Genomic DNA, 19,996 nt, shown 5'->3' with positions numbered 1-19,996 from the left:
AAAAAATGTTTCAAAAACTATACGTTTAAACCACTTCCTCGTCAGCTCTCCTCAGTTGCTTCTCCCGGTCAAATAAAATATTTCCTCTCTACGGTCCATTCAATTTAGACGGGGGGTATATGCACCTGTCACTTAAACAGAAAATCCAGTACCTTCCTTTTTCCCTGTTCTTCGTAAGGAAAAACCATATCCTTAGATAGGAAAGCTTCATTTTCAAAATACTTAAAATATTTTTGCACAACGGCTTTATCTATCGGAGGGCAATATATATCGGTACCTTGTAATCCTGCAATCGTATTTTGTTGTGTAAACTTGTGTGTCTTAGACGGATCGTAGTTTTTTGCCGCTTCAAATATTTCATCGGTCACCTCATCCAAAACTTCGTTTTTTCCTTGCAAGCTTAGGATTCTGCTCTTCCACTTTCTGAATGACAATTTTTTAATATCAAAACCCAGTGGCTTTATCCACTTAATAATGTCACTCATCTGAAGATAGTGAGGGGAAATGATATGGTAATTTTTATTCAAGCCTTTCGGGTTTTTCGCCAAATGCACAATAGACCGGCTTGCATAATCCACCGGTACCCAGTTGAACTTTATCGGGACATTGGGTATAGCACTGACAATGGCCATGTTACGCAAAGATTTACAGGCAAAATCAGAGGTATTCCATATTCCGGTTTCGCTATGCCCGGAGATGGTTTCCGGCCGGTAAATATTTACGGGAAATCCGGCTTGTCTTGCTTCTATCATAATCTTGTCTGCCACCCACTTCGACTGGGTGTAACCAAGGTCATTCAGCAGTTTGTCATTCAGTAGAAGTTGATGCCCTTCCGAAATGATAGCACTGTGGTGGTAATTTTCAAAAACTGACAGTGACGATATAAAATGCACCGGTTTTAACCCGTGTAAAGCCGCCAGTTTCAATATTTCTTTGGTCCCATCCACATTGGCTTTTTTCAGGACATGATAAGGGTAGGCAAAATTCACCTGGGCACCGTTATGAAAGATAACATCCAACGTTGTAGCAAGGCTTTCAAACTCCTCCGGCTGCAATCCCAATCTTGGTTTTTCCAAGTCTCCGGGTACAATATGTATGCGCGGCATAAACGCATCTTCCCAGCGTTGATGGCTCTTTAATTGACCTGTCACGCGCTCTCTTCCATGCGATTCCGATTTGCACCTGACCAGGCAATACACCTTAGCCTCCGTACTTTTAAGCAATTCGTATAAAATATTGACTCCCAGTATCCCTGTGGCACCGGTCAACAATACGGATTCAAAATTTGCCAGGGAAGTAATGTCATTCTCTATCCGGATATCTTGCAGTATACACTCTTTCAATGAGAGTCCGGGTTCCTCATGGTTTTCTGTTTCACCTACTAACCTGGCGAGGTGGGTGATAGTCGGCTCGGTCAAAAAGTGAGGCAAGGAAACTCCCGTACCTAACGCTTCTTTTACCTCATTGATCATTTTAATTACCAAAAAGGAGTGCCCTCCAAGGTCAAAAAAGTTATCTCTCACGCCTATGCGTTCTAACTTAAGCAATTGCTGCCAAATCTCCTGAAGTTTGGTTTGCACCGGTCCGGTGGGCGCCACAAATTCCTTTTGCACTTGTAGCGCCTCCAAAGGCAACTCCTCTTTATTGACTTTGCCATTGGGAAGTAGCGGTATTCTATCTACCCGAACATAAACGGTAGGTACCATATGTTGTGGCAACTTATGGTGAAGGTAACTCTTAAAGGACTCATTGTCTATTTCTTTGGTTCCACGGTAATAGGCAACCAGTAGTTTATTGTTGTCAAGTTCACGATCCACCACATATACTTCCGTTATTCCCTCATGCCCGGAGAGTACAGCTTCTATCTCGCCTAACTCTATTCTAAACCCTCTTATCTTCACTTGTTTGTCTATACGTTCCAGGAACTCAATGTTTCCGTCAGGCAAAAAGCGGCCAAGGTCACCGGTTTTGTACAGTTGCCTTTCGTTACTACTGTTGGCATAGGGATTTTGTACAAAAACGTCACGCGTTTTTTCATCATTCTGCCAATATCCAGCCCCTACACCCACCCCGGAAACACAAATTTCTCCGGGAAACCCAACGGGGAGCCTTTTCATATGTTTATCCAATATATGTATTTGCATATTCGCTACAGGCTTTCCGATAGGGACCCTTACGGAATGGCTTGGCATTGCCTTTTCAATCATCGCCTGGCATACATCATCTGCCGCTTCCGTAGGTCCATACGCATTAACTACCGGTATCGTTGGGTACAGCCCCAGCCATTTATTTACGACTGACACTTTAACCTCTTCCCCGGTGACCATAGCAAAAAGCAAGTCCGGTAACGAGCGACTTTTGTCATCCAACTTTTCGGCATACTCAATGACTCCCTGTAGCACGATAGGGACCGGTTCGAACAAAGAGATTCTCTCTTCTCTGAGCACCTTAAATAACTCCGGGGGGTTGCTGACTACCTCCAAGCCTACGACTACCGAAGCTCCTCCCACTAACAATGGTGCCAACATCTGCCAAACGGAAATATCGGAGGAAGCCGGTGCCGATTGTAAAAAGCGTGTTTTTTCAGAGAAATTCAACGCTTCAAATTCGGCATACATATGATTGATCGCTCCATTGTGCCGCACCATAGCCCCTTTGGGTTTTCCGGTGGAACCGGAGGTGTATATCATATAGGCTATGTCGTCACTTTGATTTATGACATGCGGATTGCTTTCCGGCATTTTGTCTATCGCCTCCTGATCGTATACCTCTATTTTACCTTGGTCCGCACCAAAATTCCGGTCCAAGAGCAGAACACTGTTCAAAGAGGGTAAGTCATCCGTCTCAATACCTTTTAACAAGGCGGCCGTAGTCACTATTGTAGACACCTTACTGTTGCGCAACATATAGTTTACACGCTCGGCAGGATAGGCAGGGTCCAGGGGGACAAAAGCCGCCCCGGACTTCACAACGCCCACTACGGAGGTGATAAAGTCTACTCCACGCTCCATCAACACTCCCACAAACTCGTTTCTTTGAACACCCGTTTGCCGAAGCGTATGCGCTATTTGGTTGGCCCGTGTATTTAGGGTTTCATAAGTACACGACTTCCCTTTTTCGACTATTGCGGTTTGATCACAGTACTTCTCTACGCTTTTTTCGAACAGACTGGCGATCACATCATACCCGGGATAATAGCAAGATAGTTCATTGAATTCCTTCAGCTTTTCCAGTTCTTCCGAAGATACAAGGTTCACCTCTGCAAGCGGCAATAGCCTGTTGTCTATTAGACTACTTACTGCATAAGTATACTGTTCTATCAGCGAATGCAGCAACTCTTCTTTAAAGAGGCCTTCCCTGTAGTACATTGTCCCTTTGACACGAGAGCCCTTGTCGGAAAAATAAAAAGAGACCTCCGCATTATCTACATGAACGAGATCATGAAGATCTTCCTGCAATACCAATACCCCGATATCCGATGGTATCTCCTTCGTGTTTTCGTACTCATGGGTATATGCATTGATCAGTTGCTCACCCGTTTCCAATACATGATCTTTAAAAGATGTTTGCCAGTTTATCGAACTCCGTAGAGGTAGGCACTTTCCGGACTCATCGCTCATCAGTGCCGGTACATACAATAACAGCTCTTCCGAATCGGTGTACTTGCTAAAAACAACTTGCAGACCTGACAAAAGCATTGTAAATAAGCTTAATGCCTTGTGCTGTCCCATTTCCCTCAATTGTCCGGAAACGTCCTGACTTAAACTAAAGGTAATGGAGTTCAAGTTTTTATGATCTGCAGGGTGAAGATAATCTCTTAATAGTCTTGCCGGAGCCGGTGAATCTCCCAGTACTTTTTTCCAATATACTCTCCCGGATAGCGTATTGTGATGTTTCATTTATTCTACTCAAATTGATATTTATAGATCATTGAAGGACTCATAGAAGAACCGCTTGCTACCTACATAGGCTATGAGGTTTGTATAAAATGCCTATGTTAGCTTACGGTCTGTTGTACATGCCATGATATAGCTTCTTTTAAAATATCCAATGCTTTATCAAGAAGAGCATCCTCTATCACAAGAGCGGGCAACAGCTTGATGACAGCACCTTTGCGCCCTGTACTTTCTATCAGCAAACCCTTTTCAAAACACCTTTGTGTGATCTTTCCTGTGATATCGCTTTCTTGAAATTTGGCAAAGTCAATTCCCCAAATCATTCCTATGCCTCTGATACGGATATCCGGGTGCATAGCTGCTATTTCATTTTTCAATACATGTTCTATTACTTTGGACTTGGCAACCATGGTTTGTTCCAGGTTAAAGTTCTGATAATATTCAAGGGCTGCCTTAGCTCCTACAAACGCCAACTGAAAGCCTCTGAAGGTACCGTTGTGCTCCGCAGGCTTCCAAATATCCAGCTCTGGCTTCAACAACAGCATTGACATAGGAAAGCCATAGCCGCTCAGCGATTTGGACAATACCACTATATCAGGTTGAATAGTAGCCCGTTCAAAGGAGAAAAAAGTCCCTGTTCTGCCGCATCCTACCTGGATATCGTCACAAATCAGTAAAATACCGTGTTTATTACAGATTTCTCTTAACCTCACCAACCATGCTTCGGAGGCTACATAAACCCCACCTTCGGCCTGTACGGTTTCCACGATCACGGCAGCCGGCTTACTTATTCCCGAATGCGTATCCTTGAGTAATGACTCCATATAATCCAGCGCATCGAAATTGTTGATATAGCCATCTTCGTAAGGAATGAAGGTAACGTTATTCAACTCTACTCCGGAGGCATTCCGGTGTGAAGCGTTGCTTGTCACTGACAGGCCGCCAAGGGTCATCCCATGATATCCCCCCATAAAAGCAAATACCCGGGTACGCTTTGTATAATTCCGGGCCAATTTGAGAGCCGCTTCCACGGCATTTGTCCCCGTAGGGCCGCAAAACATGAATTTATACTTCAGTTCTTTTGGTTTCAACATCGTATCGTTCATCTGTTGGATAAAAGCCTCTTTGGCGTTGGTGTACATATCCAGCCCCTGAATGATACCGTCATTGCTGATATACTTTATGACTTGCTCTTTGATATAATCATTGTTATGACCGTAGTTGAGAGCCCCTGCGCCCATCAAAAAATCGATGTATTCTCTTTTGTGCTCATCTTGGAGTAAGGCCCCTTTGGCATACGAAAATTGTGTGGGAAAGCTTCTGCAATAGCTGCGGACATTGGATTCCAAACTTTCGAAAACGGATGTTTTTATAGCTTCTATTTCTAGCATTGTATGTTGTTTAATTTGTTGACTGATTAAGAAAATATATGACTTGAAAATCATAGAAAGGTCAGGAACCACTCCTGCACATTCGGGTTCCTTTTCCCTCCTCAAATTCTATTAAAGACTAAACCCTATCTGCTCATGAAGTCGTTTTTTACGAATGGTTTCTTCATCTGTCAGAATCGAAAGCTCGTTGATGACGGCTCCGGAGTTCGCCGAAATTTGCTTCAACAGCGCAATGAAATGTTGACTCATTTGTTCCACCGTAGCTTTGTCAAATAAATCGGCATCAAACATCAATTTCCCTCTTACCGAATGTATACCCTCCATGAGTTCAAGTTCCAGATCAAACTGACCTTCCTGGCTCAACATTTCAAAGGACTTTAGTTTCAAAGCATTTTTATACCACTTAGCTTCTTCTCTATAACTGTCTTCAATCTGTGCATTCAAAAATTGAAAGGTAACTTGAAATAGCGGAGAGATATTGGCATTCCGGTGGGGTTGTAGTCTTTCTACCAATAGCGGAAATGGATAATCCTTGTTTTTAAGTGAATCAAATACCCTGGTTCTCACCATTCCTAAAAGCTCACCGAATGTCATGTGTTTATTCAACTGAAGCCACAATACAATGGGATTAATAAAGTACCCGAGCGTATTATTGAATTTACTATCGCCCCTTGCCGTAGCCAGTGTACCTAACACCACATTATCATCGGGAATATATTTATGAAGCAGTACACTAAATGCTGTTAAGAAGGTCATGAACAAGGTTGATTTTTCTTGTTTTGCAATGACTTTAAACTGTTCGTAAACGTCTTTCTCCACTTCAAAATATACCGTATCACCTTGCCTCACCGGTAGGCTTGGCCGGGGGTAGTCATGTGGGAGTTTCATGGTCGGTACCTTTTCTCCCAACAGACGTTTCCAATCATTCAACATGCTTTCTCCTTTCCCTCCTTCCATCATATCTCTTTGCCATTCTACAAATTCCATATACCCGGGCGCCTGATGATCTACTACATGGGCACTAACAGACTCGCCATTTACCATTATGGCATAGGCATCAAACATCTGTTGGATTAACATACTGGTTGAATAGTAATCGGTGATAATATGATGAAGGTTGAGGAATAAATAATGAGATGTGGACGATTGGTGATACAGATATACTTTTATCACTGGCTCCTTTTCCAAATCAAACGGTTCTTGATATACTTCCCCTATATGGTTAACCACCTGCTCATTCGTCCAACCTGCTGCATCAATAACTTGTGGAGAAAGTTTAAAATCATGATGCATTCTTTGAAAAGGCTCACCGTTTTCTTCTCCAAACCTGACTTTTAAAATATCGTGTCGATCTACCACCGCTTGCAGGGCTTTTTCAAATTTTTCATCATCAATTTCAGATAAAATATTTACATGAAAGCCGCTATTATACGCATAACTCTCGGGCGCACTTTTATACATGTACCATAAAGAACGCTGTCCATACGATAGCGGATAGTTTTGCTTATCACTCATTTGCGTATCACCGCTCACCTCCACAGGGTTACTTTCAGGTAAAAAAGCCGGGGCCTTATATTTACTATCAATGTTTTTTAACGAACAGTAATTAAACCTCTCAGGAGTATCTGCAGAAAACTCATTACTTCTTTTCTCTTGATACTGCACCGCTCCTCCCATAAAGCTATGAATCATTAGTTGGGAAGCGTTCAAGTGAAAATCGCCTTTGATTTTGTCAAAAGACATCCCCCCCACAGGCATAAGCCCTATATTGCATTCGGCCTGGTGGTCCATAAGCAGTTGACCCATATGTCCGGCCTCCTTATACACATAGCTTGCCGCATTAGCGCCAAACATATTTTCCAGCTCAACCGTGTCCACTACAAGGAAAAGAAAAAATGAGGCCTTCCGGCAGGTCATGAGATTAAAAGGTGAGTGGCAGTACTCTAAAGGCACCGACAACCTGTTGCTAACTTTGTGTAACTCGTGGTTTTCCGGATGATAGCGATACACTCCTTCTTGCAGGTTTTCCACCGCATCCTTTCTTGTATACAAGTAAAGCTGTATACCATGAAAGTTCCCTACCGAAGGATACAAATACGGAACCGAACGGGAATCCTTCTTTTTGGAAATATATTGCAATAACTTCGACAGCCCTTCAAAGGATATCCTACCCTGATCAAACTCCCTCTGTGAGGCTCTTGTGCTGAGTTGATTATTTGGAAAATAATGTGAATTTAAGATTATTTTTTCCGCATCGTTTTCAAAACTTCTGAGGTGCAGTTTTTTCTCTGCAAGTACTGCTTGCTCCTCTTGAGAAAGCGGATTAAATTGTTTTGCATTGTGAATACGGATAATCTTGGAAAAATCCCTGACCTCCAGTTCCTCCATCAAATTTGCATCCGCGCTTTGGTGGGTATTAACCGCCTCATATTTTGACTGCATGGCGCTATACCGCACCGGATCTTGCACATAGGCCGCATAATCTACGAGCCCTCCTTGCAAACATTCTACAACCACATGCTCCTCTTCTAGTTTCAGACTTTTTCGTATCCGCTCATGTTTGACTTGCTGTACAGGACATATCCCCAAGCCAAATTCGGCCTGCCGGCTCAACAACAACTGGGTCATATACCCGGCCTCCAATGTAGCCAATTCCTGACTAAAATCCATGTACACGGGAGTCATGGCTTTGAGCTGAATCACCAGGAACATTTGAAAAGCGGATAGCTTATCAAGCTCCTGATTTTCCGTATAGTGAATGTCTATAGTTAAAGATTCACTTTCATTCACTTTGTACAGTTGATGTTCTTCGGGGTGGTAATAATAAACCCCTCCGTTTAGTCCTTCTACTTTACCGGGTTTGATATGTAAATACGTCTGAACGGCATTTTTTCCTCCTGCAGAGGGGTACAGGTATTTACACGCTTCTCCAAGGCGATGCTGCCGGAGCAAGGCTATAAATTCGGAAAACTGCGTAAACGGGATTTCCTTCTGCACAAAATCATACTGGGGGGCAGAAAGCACATAGGAGTCCTCATGAAAATACTTCCGCCTTAGCGGAATATTGACAATTTCTCTTTTGTGAATCTCTCCAACGTCATTCTGATCTGTAGTTGTCACTTGTGCGCCATTGGTTTGCTCTCCTTGGCACTGTTCTTCCAGATAGCCGGCGATCCCCTGTAGTGTAGTATGGGTTAAAAAAGCCTCTATAGGCACCTCTATTTGAAGAATATTCTTGAACTCTTCGATAGCAAAAATCAACGTCAATGAGGTACTTCCCAAGTCAAAAATATCATCCTCAGGTTGTATCGCATCATTGTTGAGTATGCGCTGAAAAACAGATCGCACAATATGCAATACTCCCGCTGTATCTTCCTGACTATCGGCACTTTGAGATACAGGTGTTGTAGTTGTACTGTCATGCCCCAGTTCGGCTATGATTTCGCCTATCTTACTTTTTTCAAGAAAGATTTCCATGGGCACTTCTACGCCAAACTTCTCCTGGATTCCCTGACTGATCAGAATCAGACTTAAAGAGGTAGCACCTAAATCAAAGATATCATCCTCATCCGATAGATCGTTTACTGCCAAACACTGCTTAAAAACATCCATAATTCCCTGTTGTTGAGGGGTATTCGGATTCGTTTCTACCACAGGAGCAGGTTCATTGACGGGGGTACTGTGCTGTCCTCCTGATCGCCAAGGAAGTCTGCCCTTATCCAGTTTTCCATTGTGGTTTAGCGGAAGCTCATCAATCTCAATGATCGATGAAGGCAACATATACTCCGGAAGGATTTTTCGTAAAAAACTGCGAAGTTCCTTTTCTTGAGGAATGGTACCGGACGGAGAAGCAGCGATTACATAAGCAACAATTTTGGGATCGTCCGTATCGGCTTCTTGTATCACTACTACGGATTCACTAACCTGCTCATGCCGGTTGACAGCACTTTCTATATCTTCCAGTTCTATACGGAAACCTCTCACTTTCACTTGGGAATCAATACGGCCCAGATAGGCAATCTCTCCGGTATTCAGCATTTTCCCCAGGTCACCCGTACGATACAGCCTCGCACCTGTTTTATTGAGAAAAGGATCGGGGATGAAACGCGCTGCCGTTAATTCAGGTCTATCGAGATAAGCCCGGGCGACTCCCAAGCCTCCTACATACAGTTCCCCTTCTTCACCCGGATGGACCGGCTTTTGATTCTGGTCGAGAATATGAACCGTCAGGTCCGGAATCGGGATACCGATCAGGCTTTCTTTTTCATCCAGATCCGAGGCTAATATTCTTCTATAGGTGACATGTACGGTCGTTTCGGTAATTCCATACATATTAATCAGTTCCGGTTGTTGGTCTCCATGTCGATTAACCCATGAGCGCAGATGCTGAAGGTTCAAGGCCTCCCCACCGAAGATGACATAACGGAGCGCCAGGTGTTGATGGGAGCCACTTCGTTCGTCTGTCCTGCATAGCTGCCGGAATGCCGTGGGTGTCTGGTTAAGCACAGTCACTTGTTCCTTGATTAATAATTGATAAAACCTATCGAATGACCTGCTCACCACATACGGCACCACCACCAGTTTCCCCCCGTGAAGCAAGGCTCCGAATATCTCCCAAACCGAGAAGTCAAAGGTAAATGAGTGAAACAAGGTCCAGGTGTCGCGCTCATTAAAATGGAACCAGTTTCTTGTCGCCAAAAACAAGCGGATCACATTATAATGGCATATAAGTGTGCCTTTGGGCTTACCGGTAGTGCCTGAAGTGTAAATGATGTAAGCCAAATTGCTACCCTTCGCTGAAGGATGCAGGTTTTCCGGGTCTTCCCGATCGATGATGGGCTTTTCAAGATCGTAACGGATGACCTTACACGAAGAATGCCTCACATTATAACTATCAGCCTGTGTTGTAATGATTACTGCCGGCTTGGCATCTTCCAATATCATATTTAGTCGCTCAGGGGGAAGTGAGGGGTCTAAAGGTACATAAGCGGCCCCACTCTTTAGTACACCCAGTATACTGACGACCATCTCCGCAGAACGCTCCATACAAACGACTATCTTCTGCTCTGGCCCTGCTCCATACTGTTGCAGGTATCTCGCCAATTGATTCGCCTGCTCATTGAGTTCGGAATAGTTTAATTCATGTTCTTCAAACTTAAGAGCAATGCGCTCGGGGTATTTTCGTACCTGTGCTTCAAATTCACTTTGAATGGTTTTATCGGCTAACCCTAAAGATTTTAACAAGGGTAGCATCGTATCTTCCTGATCATTGGCCGACTCTTGTTCCTCCATCCTTCCCAGTTGCTCGCGGATAGAAATATCCTTCCAATCCGTGTCAGTTTGCACCAGAAAAGACAATAGCTTCTCGTAAACCCGAAAGGCTCTTTCAGCATCCGCCATATCAAGTGCCGATACATCCCATAAGTATTGTAGCTTTTCGGCATCTGCCATACTCATATTATCAATGAGCACATTAGGAGTGATTGAACAACCATATCCCGGTTTTACCTTGTCATATTTGTGCTCATACGTCTGATCTATAAGGTTGGTGTAGACTACCGGAAAGGAGAGGCTTTTCTTTCCTCGATACATTAACTTTCCCAGCATTTCCAAACCACTGAAAGGCTTCGTGTCCAAATCCTGCTTGATGGACGCCCCACAGTGTTCCATCAATTCCATCAAATTATCAATATTCCTGTCAAATTCCACCCAACTTAATGAAGTAAAATCCCCTACAAGCCCTTCATGCTCAAGGGACCGTTGCCAATCGACATACACCAAGGAAAACTTTTCCTCTTGACAAAGGGTGCTTATTGCCAAAGCGTATAATGAAAATAGTAGAGTATCATTCGTTATGCCATGGCTTTGTGCTTTGTGTTGCAATACTTGCCATTGATCACACTGTCCTCCCAATCGCGTATGCCGGGAAGTCTCCCCTGTATTTTGAGCTATCAGCCCTGGCCCCGGAACAATATTTTCAAACTTATTCTCCCAATACACATTAGCTTTATAATACCTATCCGTTTTACGTTGACTGTCTACATACGAGCGGTAACCGGCATAGCTGTCATTCATTACAGGTAATTGCTTAGCCGGGTTTTGGTATAATTCAAAAAGCTCTTTGTATAGGATTCCCATACTTTGTCCGTCTCCTACGATTCCATCGAAGCAACAGTGCAATACACCTTTCCCATTTTCTAAAAGGCTTACCGAGAGGGAAAACCAAGGATACTGATCGTATTCAAATTGTTTATTAGTTTGTAACTGTCTTTCCTTGTCCAGGTTGCCAGCCTGTTCATCATGACTCAAACCGCTCCAGTCCTTTACCGCTATATGATAATTTGAAGGCATCTCTTCCAAGGTTTGAAAGACTCCGTTTTTGGTGATAACGGCATGCAACATTTCATGCCTGCTCACTACCGTATGCCAGGCCCGCTGAAGCCTATTCACATCCATCTCTTCGATCTCAAACTCCTGATAAATCAAAGCCGTCTCTCCGGACCGCTTACTTACATAATAGGACTGTTGCAAAGGAGTCAGGGAAAAATGGATTTTCGATGGCGGCTGATGACGTACCTCTGTTCTCGCGGTTTCATATCCGTTTTTTTGCAAATCTCCATTAATGGCCAGCTGCCGCAGCATATCGTAATACGTATCCATCATTTTGCGAAGTATGCCGGGTTCGAAAGCCTCTTCTACTACGTCCCAATTGAGGTGCAGTGCCTCATTATACTCATATACCTGATGATCCAAATATATTTGCGGTGTTTGGGAGATGGAATACCCCATTTTTTCCAGCCAGCTGTCTTTACCGGCTACACCCGATTTATTAATCATACTTGTAAACACGACCGGCACAGACAGATGCGTACCGGAACGCCTGTCTCTGGATTCCCTCAATGCCCTGATACCACTTACTGTCCCATGATCCAGAAGTGTCCATAAATATTTCTGATTATCCTGCGTCTTCGCTATAAAGTCCTTTTCCGGGTTTCGACTTATATTAAAAAAGTTTGTAGAGACAAACGGACCCATTACTTTATCGATGTCAGGATGTAAAGGCTGACGGTTAAATAAAGTAAGGATGATTGAAAATTGATCGTTGTGACTATACCGGGCCAACAGTTCTGAAAATACTGTAAGCAAAAGGGAAGTCGGTGTGATATTTTTCGTTACACACAACTGTTTTAAAGCCCCCCAATGGTTTGCTTCCAAGGTTTTGTGGATGCGTTTCCTGTAATAACAGGATTGCCCTTCAGCTTTTACAGGCATTGGCTTTACATAGGGTAAGTCCGGCCCGTTATGTATTTCCATTGCTTTCCAATAAGCCATATCCTCTGCAAACTTTTGCGTGTTCTCCAAGGCTTTACTTTCTAGCACATACTCTTTAAAAGAATAACTCAGTGGTGGCAATGTATAACCAGGGTGAGTATACAGCTGGTGCCATTGATTTAATAACAGGCTCATGCTATAGCCATCCGTGATCCATTCATCAATACTAAAGTGTATGATCGACCTCTTTTCCGGAAGATGGGTAATGGCTATTTCATACAGAGGCCAGTTTCCCGGTTCATATACTTTGTGAGAAAGCCGTTTACGTAACCTCTCCAGTACTTTATTACATTCTATCTCTGTCTTATCCCGTAAATCATAGATTTGGAAGGGAGGAATTTCAAAGTGCTCTTGTATACGCTGGGTGGCATTGCCAAGGATCACCACCCTCAACATATCATGATAGGCAACCAGCGTACACCAGGCTTGCCTCAAACGCTCAGTATCCAAAGAAAACTCCTCAAATTCAAAATAAATATGGCAACCGACATAGTCGTTTTTCTTTCCCAAAAAGCGGCCTGAAAAAAAGGACTCCTGGATATCACTTAAAGGGAATACTGTAAATTTGTCACCGTTTTCCTGTTTATTGTTCACAAGGTTCTCACGAGGACTTTTGCCCATACCGGTCACAAGCCCCATGATGTACTTCTTTTTTTCCTCTTTTGACAGCTTGTAAAAGACTTCCTGATCCATTGGTATGTGTTATAAGGTTTTTGATTTTAATGATTACAGGAAATAACCAAGGTACAAGCTCCGATCTCATCCGACTGAAGTGGAATGCCCTTAGTTATTTCATTTTTTACCTGTTAGAAAGCATATGAAGCTCAATCCGCATCATTGTTGGAAACTGATTTACCGTTCAGTATTTTTCTGTACAATTCATCCAATTCATCCTCTGACAGGGCATCTAACTGATGTTTCATTTCTGCAAGTGGTTGGGCATCCGTATGGCCCGGGCCTATTCCGGCATCATTTGCCTTGATGTCTATTATCTTATTTACCAAAGTCGCCAAGGAAGTATCTTCCATGATTGCCTGACTCAATGCTGAAATCGTATGACATACTGCAAAAAGGGACAGGGGAAACGCTTGTTGCAATTCCTTCTCGATATCGTACTTTAATTTGGTAAGTAAAATAGAGTCAAAACCTATGGTCTGAAACGGGGCATCCTCATCCAAATCCTCGGTTTCCATACCCAGCATCTGAGAAAATTTATTCTTAAAATATTTCACTATGATTTGCCTTGGTGTGGTAGTGGTTCCATTAGATTTTTCCGCTTGATCAAGCTCTGGTTTTTGGTTTTCCTTCCGGGAATAAACCTTTATCCAATGGCTGACTTGTTCGAAAGCATAAGTGGGCAAAGAGACTCGAGTTCTGGGCTTAGCGTATAACAGCGGCCAGTCAATAGCAACTCCTTTGCACCAAGCCACGGCTAACTCAGTCCAATTTTTATCTTCAATGGCCTGGCTTATGTCAACTTCTGACAGTTGCCCGACAGCCTCCTTTGTAAATACGCCTTCTACTTCTTGATGAGTAAGGTATTCTCCAATGCGCTGCGACAATACCTCTTTGCTCTCGGCAACAATGGCTACTTTACTTTCCATAGATTCGCGACCGACCATTAAGGTGTAGGCCATATCACTCAAGTGAATGCGATCCGTTTCCCGGAGAAACTGTTGGAATTGTCCGAAGTATTGACGCAATGCCTTTTCATTTTTAGCGGAAAAAATAAAGAGGTACTCTTCCTGCTCATTCGGCAAGGACACTTTTTGTTCATATTCTTCCACTACCAGGTGCGCATTGGTTCCTCCTGCCCCGAAGCAATGCAAGCTTGCACGCCTTGGAATGGCGCCTTTCTGTTCCCACGTCTCAGACTTGTCTACTATATAAAACCGGGTACCTTCCAGCCTGATCTGTGGATTCAAGGTTTTAAAATTGGCAGTGGCAGGTAAGACTTTATGCTTCAAGGCCAAAAGAACCTTCACCAGTGAAGCCGCTCCAGCGGCAGCCTCCAGGTGTCCAATATTCGGTTTTATTGAACCGATACCACACCTAGCACTTTCCGGCATTTCCAAACCCTGTTCGCTATACATTTGTTTGAATGCTTTTTTGAAAGCATTCACTTCTACCGAATCTCCTATACTTGTGCCTGTTCCATGCGCTTCAATATAACTCACGGTATCAGGGCTGATTCCTGCAGCTTTATACGCCTCTATCATAACATCCGACTGAGCTTCGGCATTAGGAGCTGTCAGAGAATATCCCTTGCCACTATGGTTTACCGCACTCCCTTTGATCACACCATATATAGGGTCATTGTCTTCTTTGGCTTTGCTCAGAGGTTTTAACAACAAAGAAACCACACCTTCACCTCTTATATAGCCATCGGCACGTTCATCAAAGGTATTGATCTGATCATTGCTGCTTAACAAGCCGGCTTTGCTAAAATTCACATTGCTATACGGAGAAATCAACAGGTTTACCCCTCCTGCGATGGCCGTTTCACAGGTACCCGATTGTAGGGCTTTCACCGCATTATGTATGGCCACTGTGGAACTGGAACAAGCTGTGTCAATTGCTTCACTCGGCCCCCTGAAATCATAGAAATACGAGATCCTGTTAGGAATCAGAAAATGAGCATTGGATGTGGAAGCATGCACATTCGACCCTTCTCCCGCTTTCGCCACTAACTCGGCATACTCCGAGCTGCTTACCCCTACAAATACTCCCATGGGTGTGCCCGCAAAATCCGAAGGTTTATACCCTGCATCTTCTATGGTTTTCCACACACTTTGCAGAAACAAGCGCTGCTGCGGATCCATTACTTTACTCTCGTTGGGTGAAATATTAAAAAATGCAGCATCAAACTTATCCGCATGCTCAATAAAGCCTCCCCATTTGCAATAGGTATACTCTCCTTCAAAAGGATTTCCGTAAAACTCCTTCCAATTCCAACGGTTTTCTGGTATTTCCTCTATTAAATTGACTCCGTCAACCAGTTTGGACCAAAACCCGGTAATATCTGTAGATTGGGGCAATTGTGCTTGCATACCAATAATCGCGACAGGTTCTGATGATAGTGACGGATGCTCTGCCTGTTGTTCAACTTTACTTTCAACAGGAAGGGATCTACGTATCGTAGACAGTGATACTTCTGAAACCGGATATGAACCTGTACTTTCATCACTTACAAGGCCTTGCTCATCAACCGAACCTGTATAATAGTTTCTCAGCACATTTTCATACTCGCTATACAGGTGTTGAGCCAATTTTTCTATCGTTACTTCCGCCACCTCAAAAAATACTGCAGGAGTGGTAGACAAACTGTATTTGTTATTTATAGCATTCGATAACTCCGTCAAGGTGATAGAATCAAAGCCATACTGTTGGATGCCGGTTGTTACCGAAAGTTCTTCCTTATTGATCTGTGATATGGCCGATACCATACTCAAAAGATCCGTTTGCAAACCCTTTACAACACCTTGATTATCAACTCTTCCTTTTTTATTCTTACGTTTTGGATCGCTCAACTTTTGAGGCTTACCTGACCCTAGTATAAACGCCGGATTGCCGGGAAACACCATTACCTCAGGGAGTTCAAACTGAAGTAACGATTCCAGTAACTTCAGTGCTTCTTTATCCTCCAAAGGTCTTATTTTCAAAGCCTTTAACATCCATTCCTCCTGTTGTTGAGTCACCGTCATACCTCCGTTGCGCCATAAGGGCCAATTCACGGACAACGATTTACCGGATCTCTTTCCTGCGTCTGTCAGCGCCTTGCGATGAGAGGCGTAATAATCCAGAAAACTATTTGCATAGGCATAATCGGTCTGTCCAAGATTTCCCAGCTCAGCGGATATAGAGGAAAACATCATAAAGAAATCAAGAGGCAAATGACCGGTAAGCTCATCGAGCAACCATGTACCTTTTACTTTTGGAGCAAGTACCTCAGTGGCCATCCCAATTGGTTTATTTGCCATCAATCCATCCCGGATCACTCCTGCGCAATGTAACACTCCGTTTAGTTGGCCGAAATGTTTTTCCGTATAAGCTATCAGTTTTTCTACCTGTTCCCTTTCGGTAATATCACAGTGGAAATAGTGCACATTACTCTTGCCCTTACTTATCTGATGAATTACCTCTTTTATTTCATCCTTATATTCAGAGCGACCGGTCAGAATCAGATTCGCTTGGTATTTGTCGCTTACATACCGGGCAATTTGCCTTCCTATTCCTCCAGTACCTCCGGTAATCAAGTAAGTGCCCTTTATACGAAAAATATTCTGATCCGTCTTTCGTCCTTCCCATTTGGTCAGTGTTTTTACAAACCTTCTTTCCCTTTGATAGCGTACTTCCGCAGAAAAATCCTCCACAAAAAATTCATCGGAACACACAGAGGAGATACTTGTATCCTTATCATACCCGACAACCTTAAAATCCACCTGTTTTTGCTCGAGCTGTACAGCCTTACCAAAAGCTCCTAACGCAGCATGTTCCACCCAGGCACCATCATCATTAAGTTCATAGGCATAGACAATTCTGATTTTCTTATCTAAAGAAAGCTGGGAAAGTGCTTTGCAAAAACTATATACATCTGTAAATGTATGCCGTCCTTCATTTCCAAGCCATAAGATCTCTTTTATACCTCCGGGTTCCTTCAGACACTTTTGGGCCAGCTCCTCAAAGCTTCTGTTGCGGTCTGTGTTATCAATGGTCCAATAGGTCGGTTCGGGCTGTTCTTTTTCCTCGCATACCCAATATATCCTGCTTTCCGGCATACACTTCTGAATATTGGCAAAGAGTACTTTGTCTCCTCCTACCAATAGTAGCTTTTGAAGAACTTTGCTTTGAATGCTACCCGAAGCGGTAGTTTCCTTCCATTCTTTTTGCAAAAGCACTATTTCCTGGCTATCCTTTTCCTGACTTTTGGTATGTTTACCCCCTATAAGACGTACGGTATAATTGAAAATTTCCACTAAGATCAGTCCTTCGTCATTCAGCAGTTTTATATCGTATTTTTTCGTCTCTCCTTCACTTTCTTTCTCTTTTACATAGGCAAATACGGCACCGGGCAGTTTCGCATATATTTTGAGGTCTTCAAGTAAAAATGGGATGTAAGAAGTTTGACTTCCGGCCAGTTGTTGATTTGCCAATACACCTGCTGTTTGTAAGCCCCCTTCCATTAAAGAGGGATGGAGTACATAATCACCGGCATTTTCCTTCATATTTACCGGGATCTCTATCCTGGCCAATGCCTCGGCCTTTCCATACCACACTTGCCGGATAGGCTTAAACGAAGAGCCATATTCAAAGCCTTCCTGTTCGAATACTTTGTAAAAATCCTCCTGCCGAATACTCTGTTCCTGTTCTTTTAGCAGGTCAATATTCAAATAACTATCAGCCGTTGGTGCTGTACCATAGAGTAGTTTGCCTTGAGCATGTATACTTTCATTCTTTTCATTTGTACTAAACTCAAAAGCTATGGCATCCTTGCTTTTATCAAGATGAATGCTAAGTCCGACAGGTTTGTCAGTCACCACTACCGGTTTTGCCCATACTACATCTTTTAACCCAATTATTCTTTCATGGCTGTTGGCAAGCTCTCCTGCCATGCGTGCCATTTCGAGGTATACCACTCCCGGGAGCAAATAATTTCCTTTTACCTTATGATCTTTAATATAATAGGCTTCAGGCTTCAGCAATTTATAAAAACAAAGTCCGTCAAAAGAGGATTTGTTGCTATCTATTAATGCCGTAAGCTGAGATTCTTTGGCATTAGTACTATATAAAAGTTGGGCTTCATTCCCCTGTTGTACCCAATACTTTTTATTATCGAAGGGGTAAGTAGGCAAGCTCAGTTTTCTGACAGGCGCATTGTAAAAAGCGGACCAGTCAATCTCAACACCTGAAACCCATAATTTTGCAATTTGTTCCAGCTCACGGTTCTGAATCGCATTTGCAATAAAAGCGGTTCCTGCTTTTCCTTTTAAGAGTTCCCTTATTTCTTGAGAAACCGTAGTTTGCCCTTCAAACACTTGCCGGCTTTTATCCGGGTGATCCAGCCAAGAGGTTAATTTTGTTTTCAGGTCTTTTAATGAAGATGCAACCAAGGCAAGTCTACACTCCATGGCTTCACGCCCGGTCTGTAGCGTATAAGCCAGCCTCTGTAAATTCAATGAAGACCGGAGCTGATCCGATTTTTGAGTCAAGTCATTTTTATCTGCATTATTTGCAATAAACTTATCCGCTATAACTTGAATCGTAGTACTCTGCAGTACCATATCAGGTGATATAGTCACATTGAACTTCTGTTCCAGCTCTCTGAAAATTTGATTTAAATGGATCGCTTCAATGCCATAATGAGCAAAATCTACCGTAATATCAATTTCAGTCCTCTCTACTTCCATCATTTCCGAAACCTTTGTACTGATACATTCGCATATTCTTTCATGCAAAGTATGGTCAGCAACTTCAAGATTAGTTGTTTCATGTTGCCGTATATAACTTTCCATTTTTTCGGCATACGCTCTCAGCCTGTCCTTATTTTTTGCTGAGAGTACGATCAACTGGGGCGGGTGGCTCTCCGGGGTGGGCTCCGCCTCCGCTAGGTACCCTTCCACCACCACATGCGCATTCACCCCGCCGAAACCAAAGGAGCTGATCCCCGCCACCGGGGCTTGTCCTTCCTCCCTTGGCCAGGCGCCCGTCTCCGACTGGAAGTAAAATGGACTCCCCGAGAGGCTCAGGTACGGGTTCTGTTCCTTAAAATGAACCAGCTTCGGTAGCTTGTCGTACTTCATCGATAGCAGCACTTTCAACAGGCCCGCTATCCCCGCTGCCGTCTCCAAATGGCCGATGTTCGTCTTCACCGTACCAATCCCGCAACGACCACTCGCCGGATCGTACCCATGCTCGCGGTACAACTGCCCGAAGGCTTTCTTCAAGCCCGTCACTTCGATCGGGTCGCCCAGGCTCGTCCCTGTACCGTGCGCTTCGATATACCCTACACGGCGAGGGTCCAGGCCCGAGCGTTCATAGGCTGTGTACACCACCTCACTCTGCGCTTCCGGATTCGGAGCCGTCAATGAACTCGAACGTCCTCCGTGGTTTACCGCACTCCCCCGGATCACCCCGTAGATATGGTCTCCCTCCGACAAGGCTTTGGACAGCGGTTTTAACAGCACCATGCCCCCGCCTTCCCCACGGCCAAAACCCTCAGCCTCCGAGGAAAATGCCTTGCAACGGCCCTCCGGGCTCAGCATCCCCACATGGTCAAACGCCAGGTATAAGGATGGCGTCAGGATCGCATTGATCCCTCCGGCCAAGGCCTGCTCACAGTCCCCCTTCTGGATAGAGCTCACCGCCTGGTGAAGCGCC

Annotated in this window: 4 protein-coding genes; all 4 read right to left on the bottom strand. The window is 43.8% G+C overall.

Going from position 1 to position 19,996, the window contains the following annotated elements:
- Nucleotides 1–128: 128 nt before the first annotated feature.
- Nucleotides 129–3,899, bottom strand: a complete 3,771-nt coding sequence (locus AAG747_RS03520) for a non-ribosomal peptide synthetase family protein (RefSeq protein ID WP_346819747.1) — start codon at nucleotides 3,897–3,899, stop codon at nucleotides 129–131.
- A 98-nt stretch (nucleotides 3,900–3,997) separates the two neighbouring features.
- Nucleotides 3,998–5,287 carry a diaminobutyrate--2-oxoglutarate transaminase gene (gene ectB / locus AAG747_RS03515; protein ID WP_346819746.1) on the bottom strand — a complete coding sequence of 430 codons (1,290 nt, stop codon included), beginning with the start codon at nucleotides 5,285–5,287 and terminating at the stop codon, nucleotides 3,998–4,000.
- A 111-nt stretch (nucleotides 5,288–5,398) separates the two neighbouring features.
- Nucleotides 5,399–13,312 carry an amino acid adenylation domain-containing protein gene (locus tag AAG747_RS03510; RefSeq protein ID WP_346819745.1) on the bottom strand — a complete coding sequence of 2,638 codons (7,914 nt, stop codon included), beginning with the start codon at nucleotides 13,310–13,312 and terminating at the stop codon, nucleotides 5,399–5,401.
- 131 nt (nucleotides 13,313–13,443) lie between these two features.
- Nucleotides 13,444–19,996: SDR family NAD(P)-dependent oxidoreductase (locus tag AAG747_RS03505; RefSeq protein WP_346819744.1), on the bottom strand; the 6,553-nt coding region annotated here is incomplete at its 5' end.

It is taken from the genome of Rapidithrix thailandica, assembly GCF_039710355.1.
GTDB classification, from domain to species: domain Bacteria; phylum Bacteroidota; class Bacteroidia; order Cytophagales; family Flammeovirgaceae; genus Rapidithrix; species Rapidithrix thailandica.
Note: the sequence above shows the minus strand (reverse complement) of the source record. Positions and strands in the feature narration are given on the sequence as shown.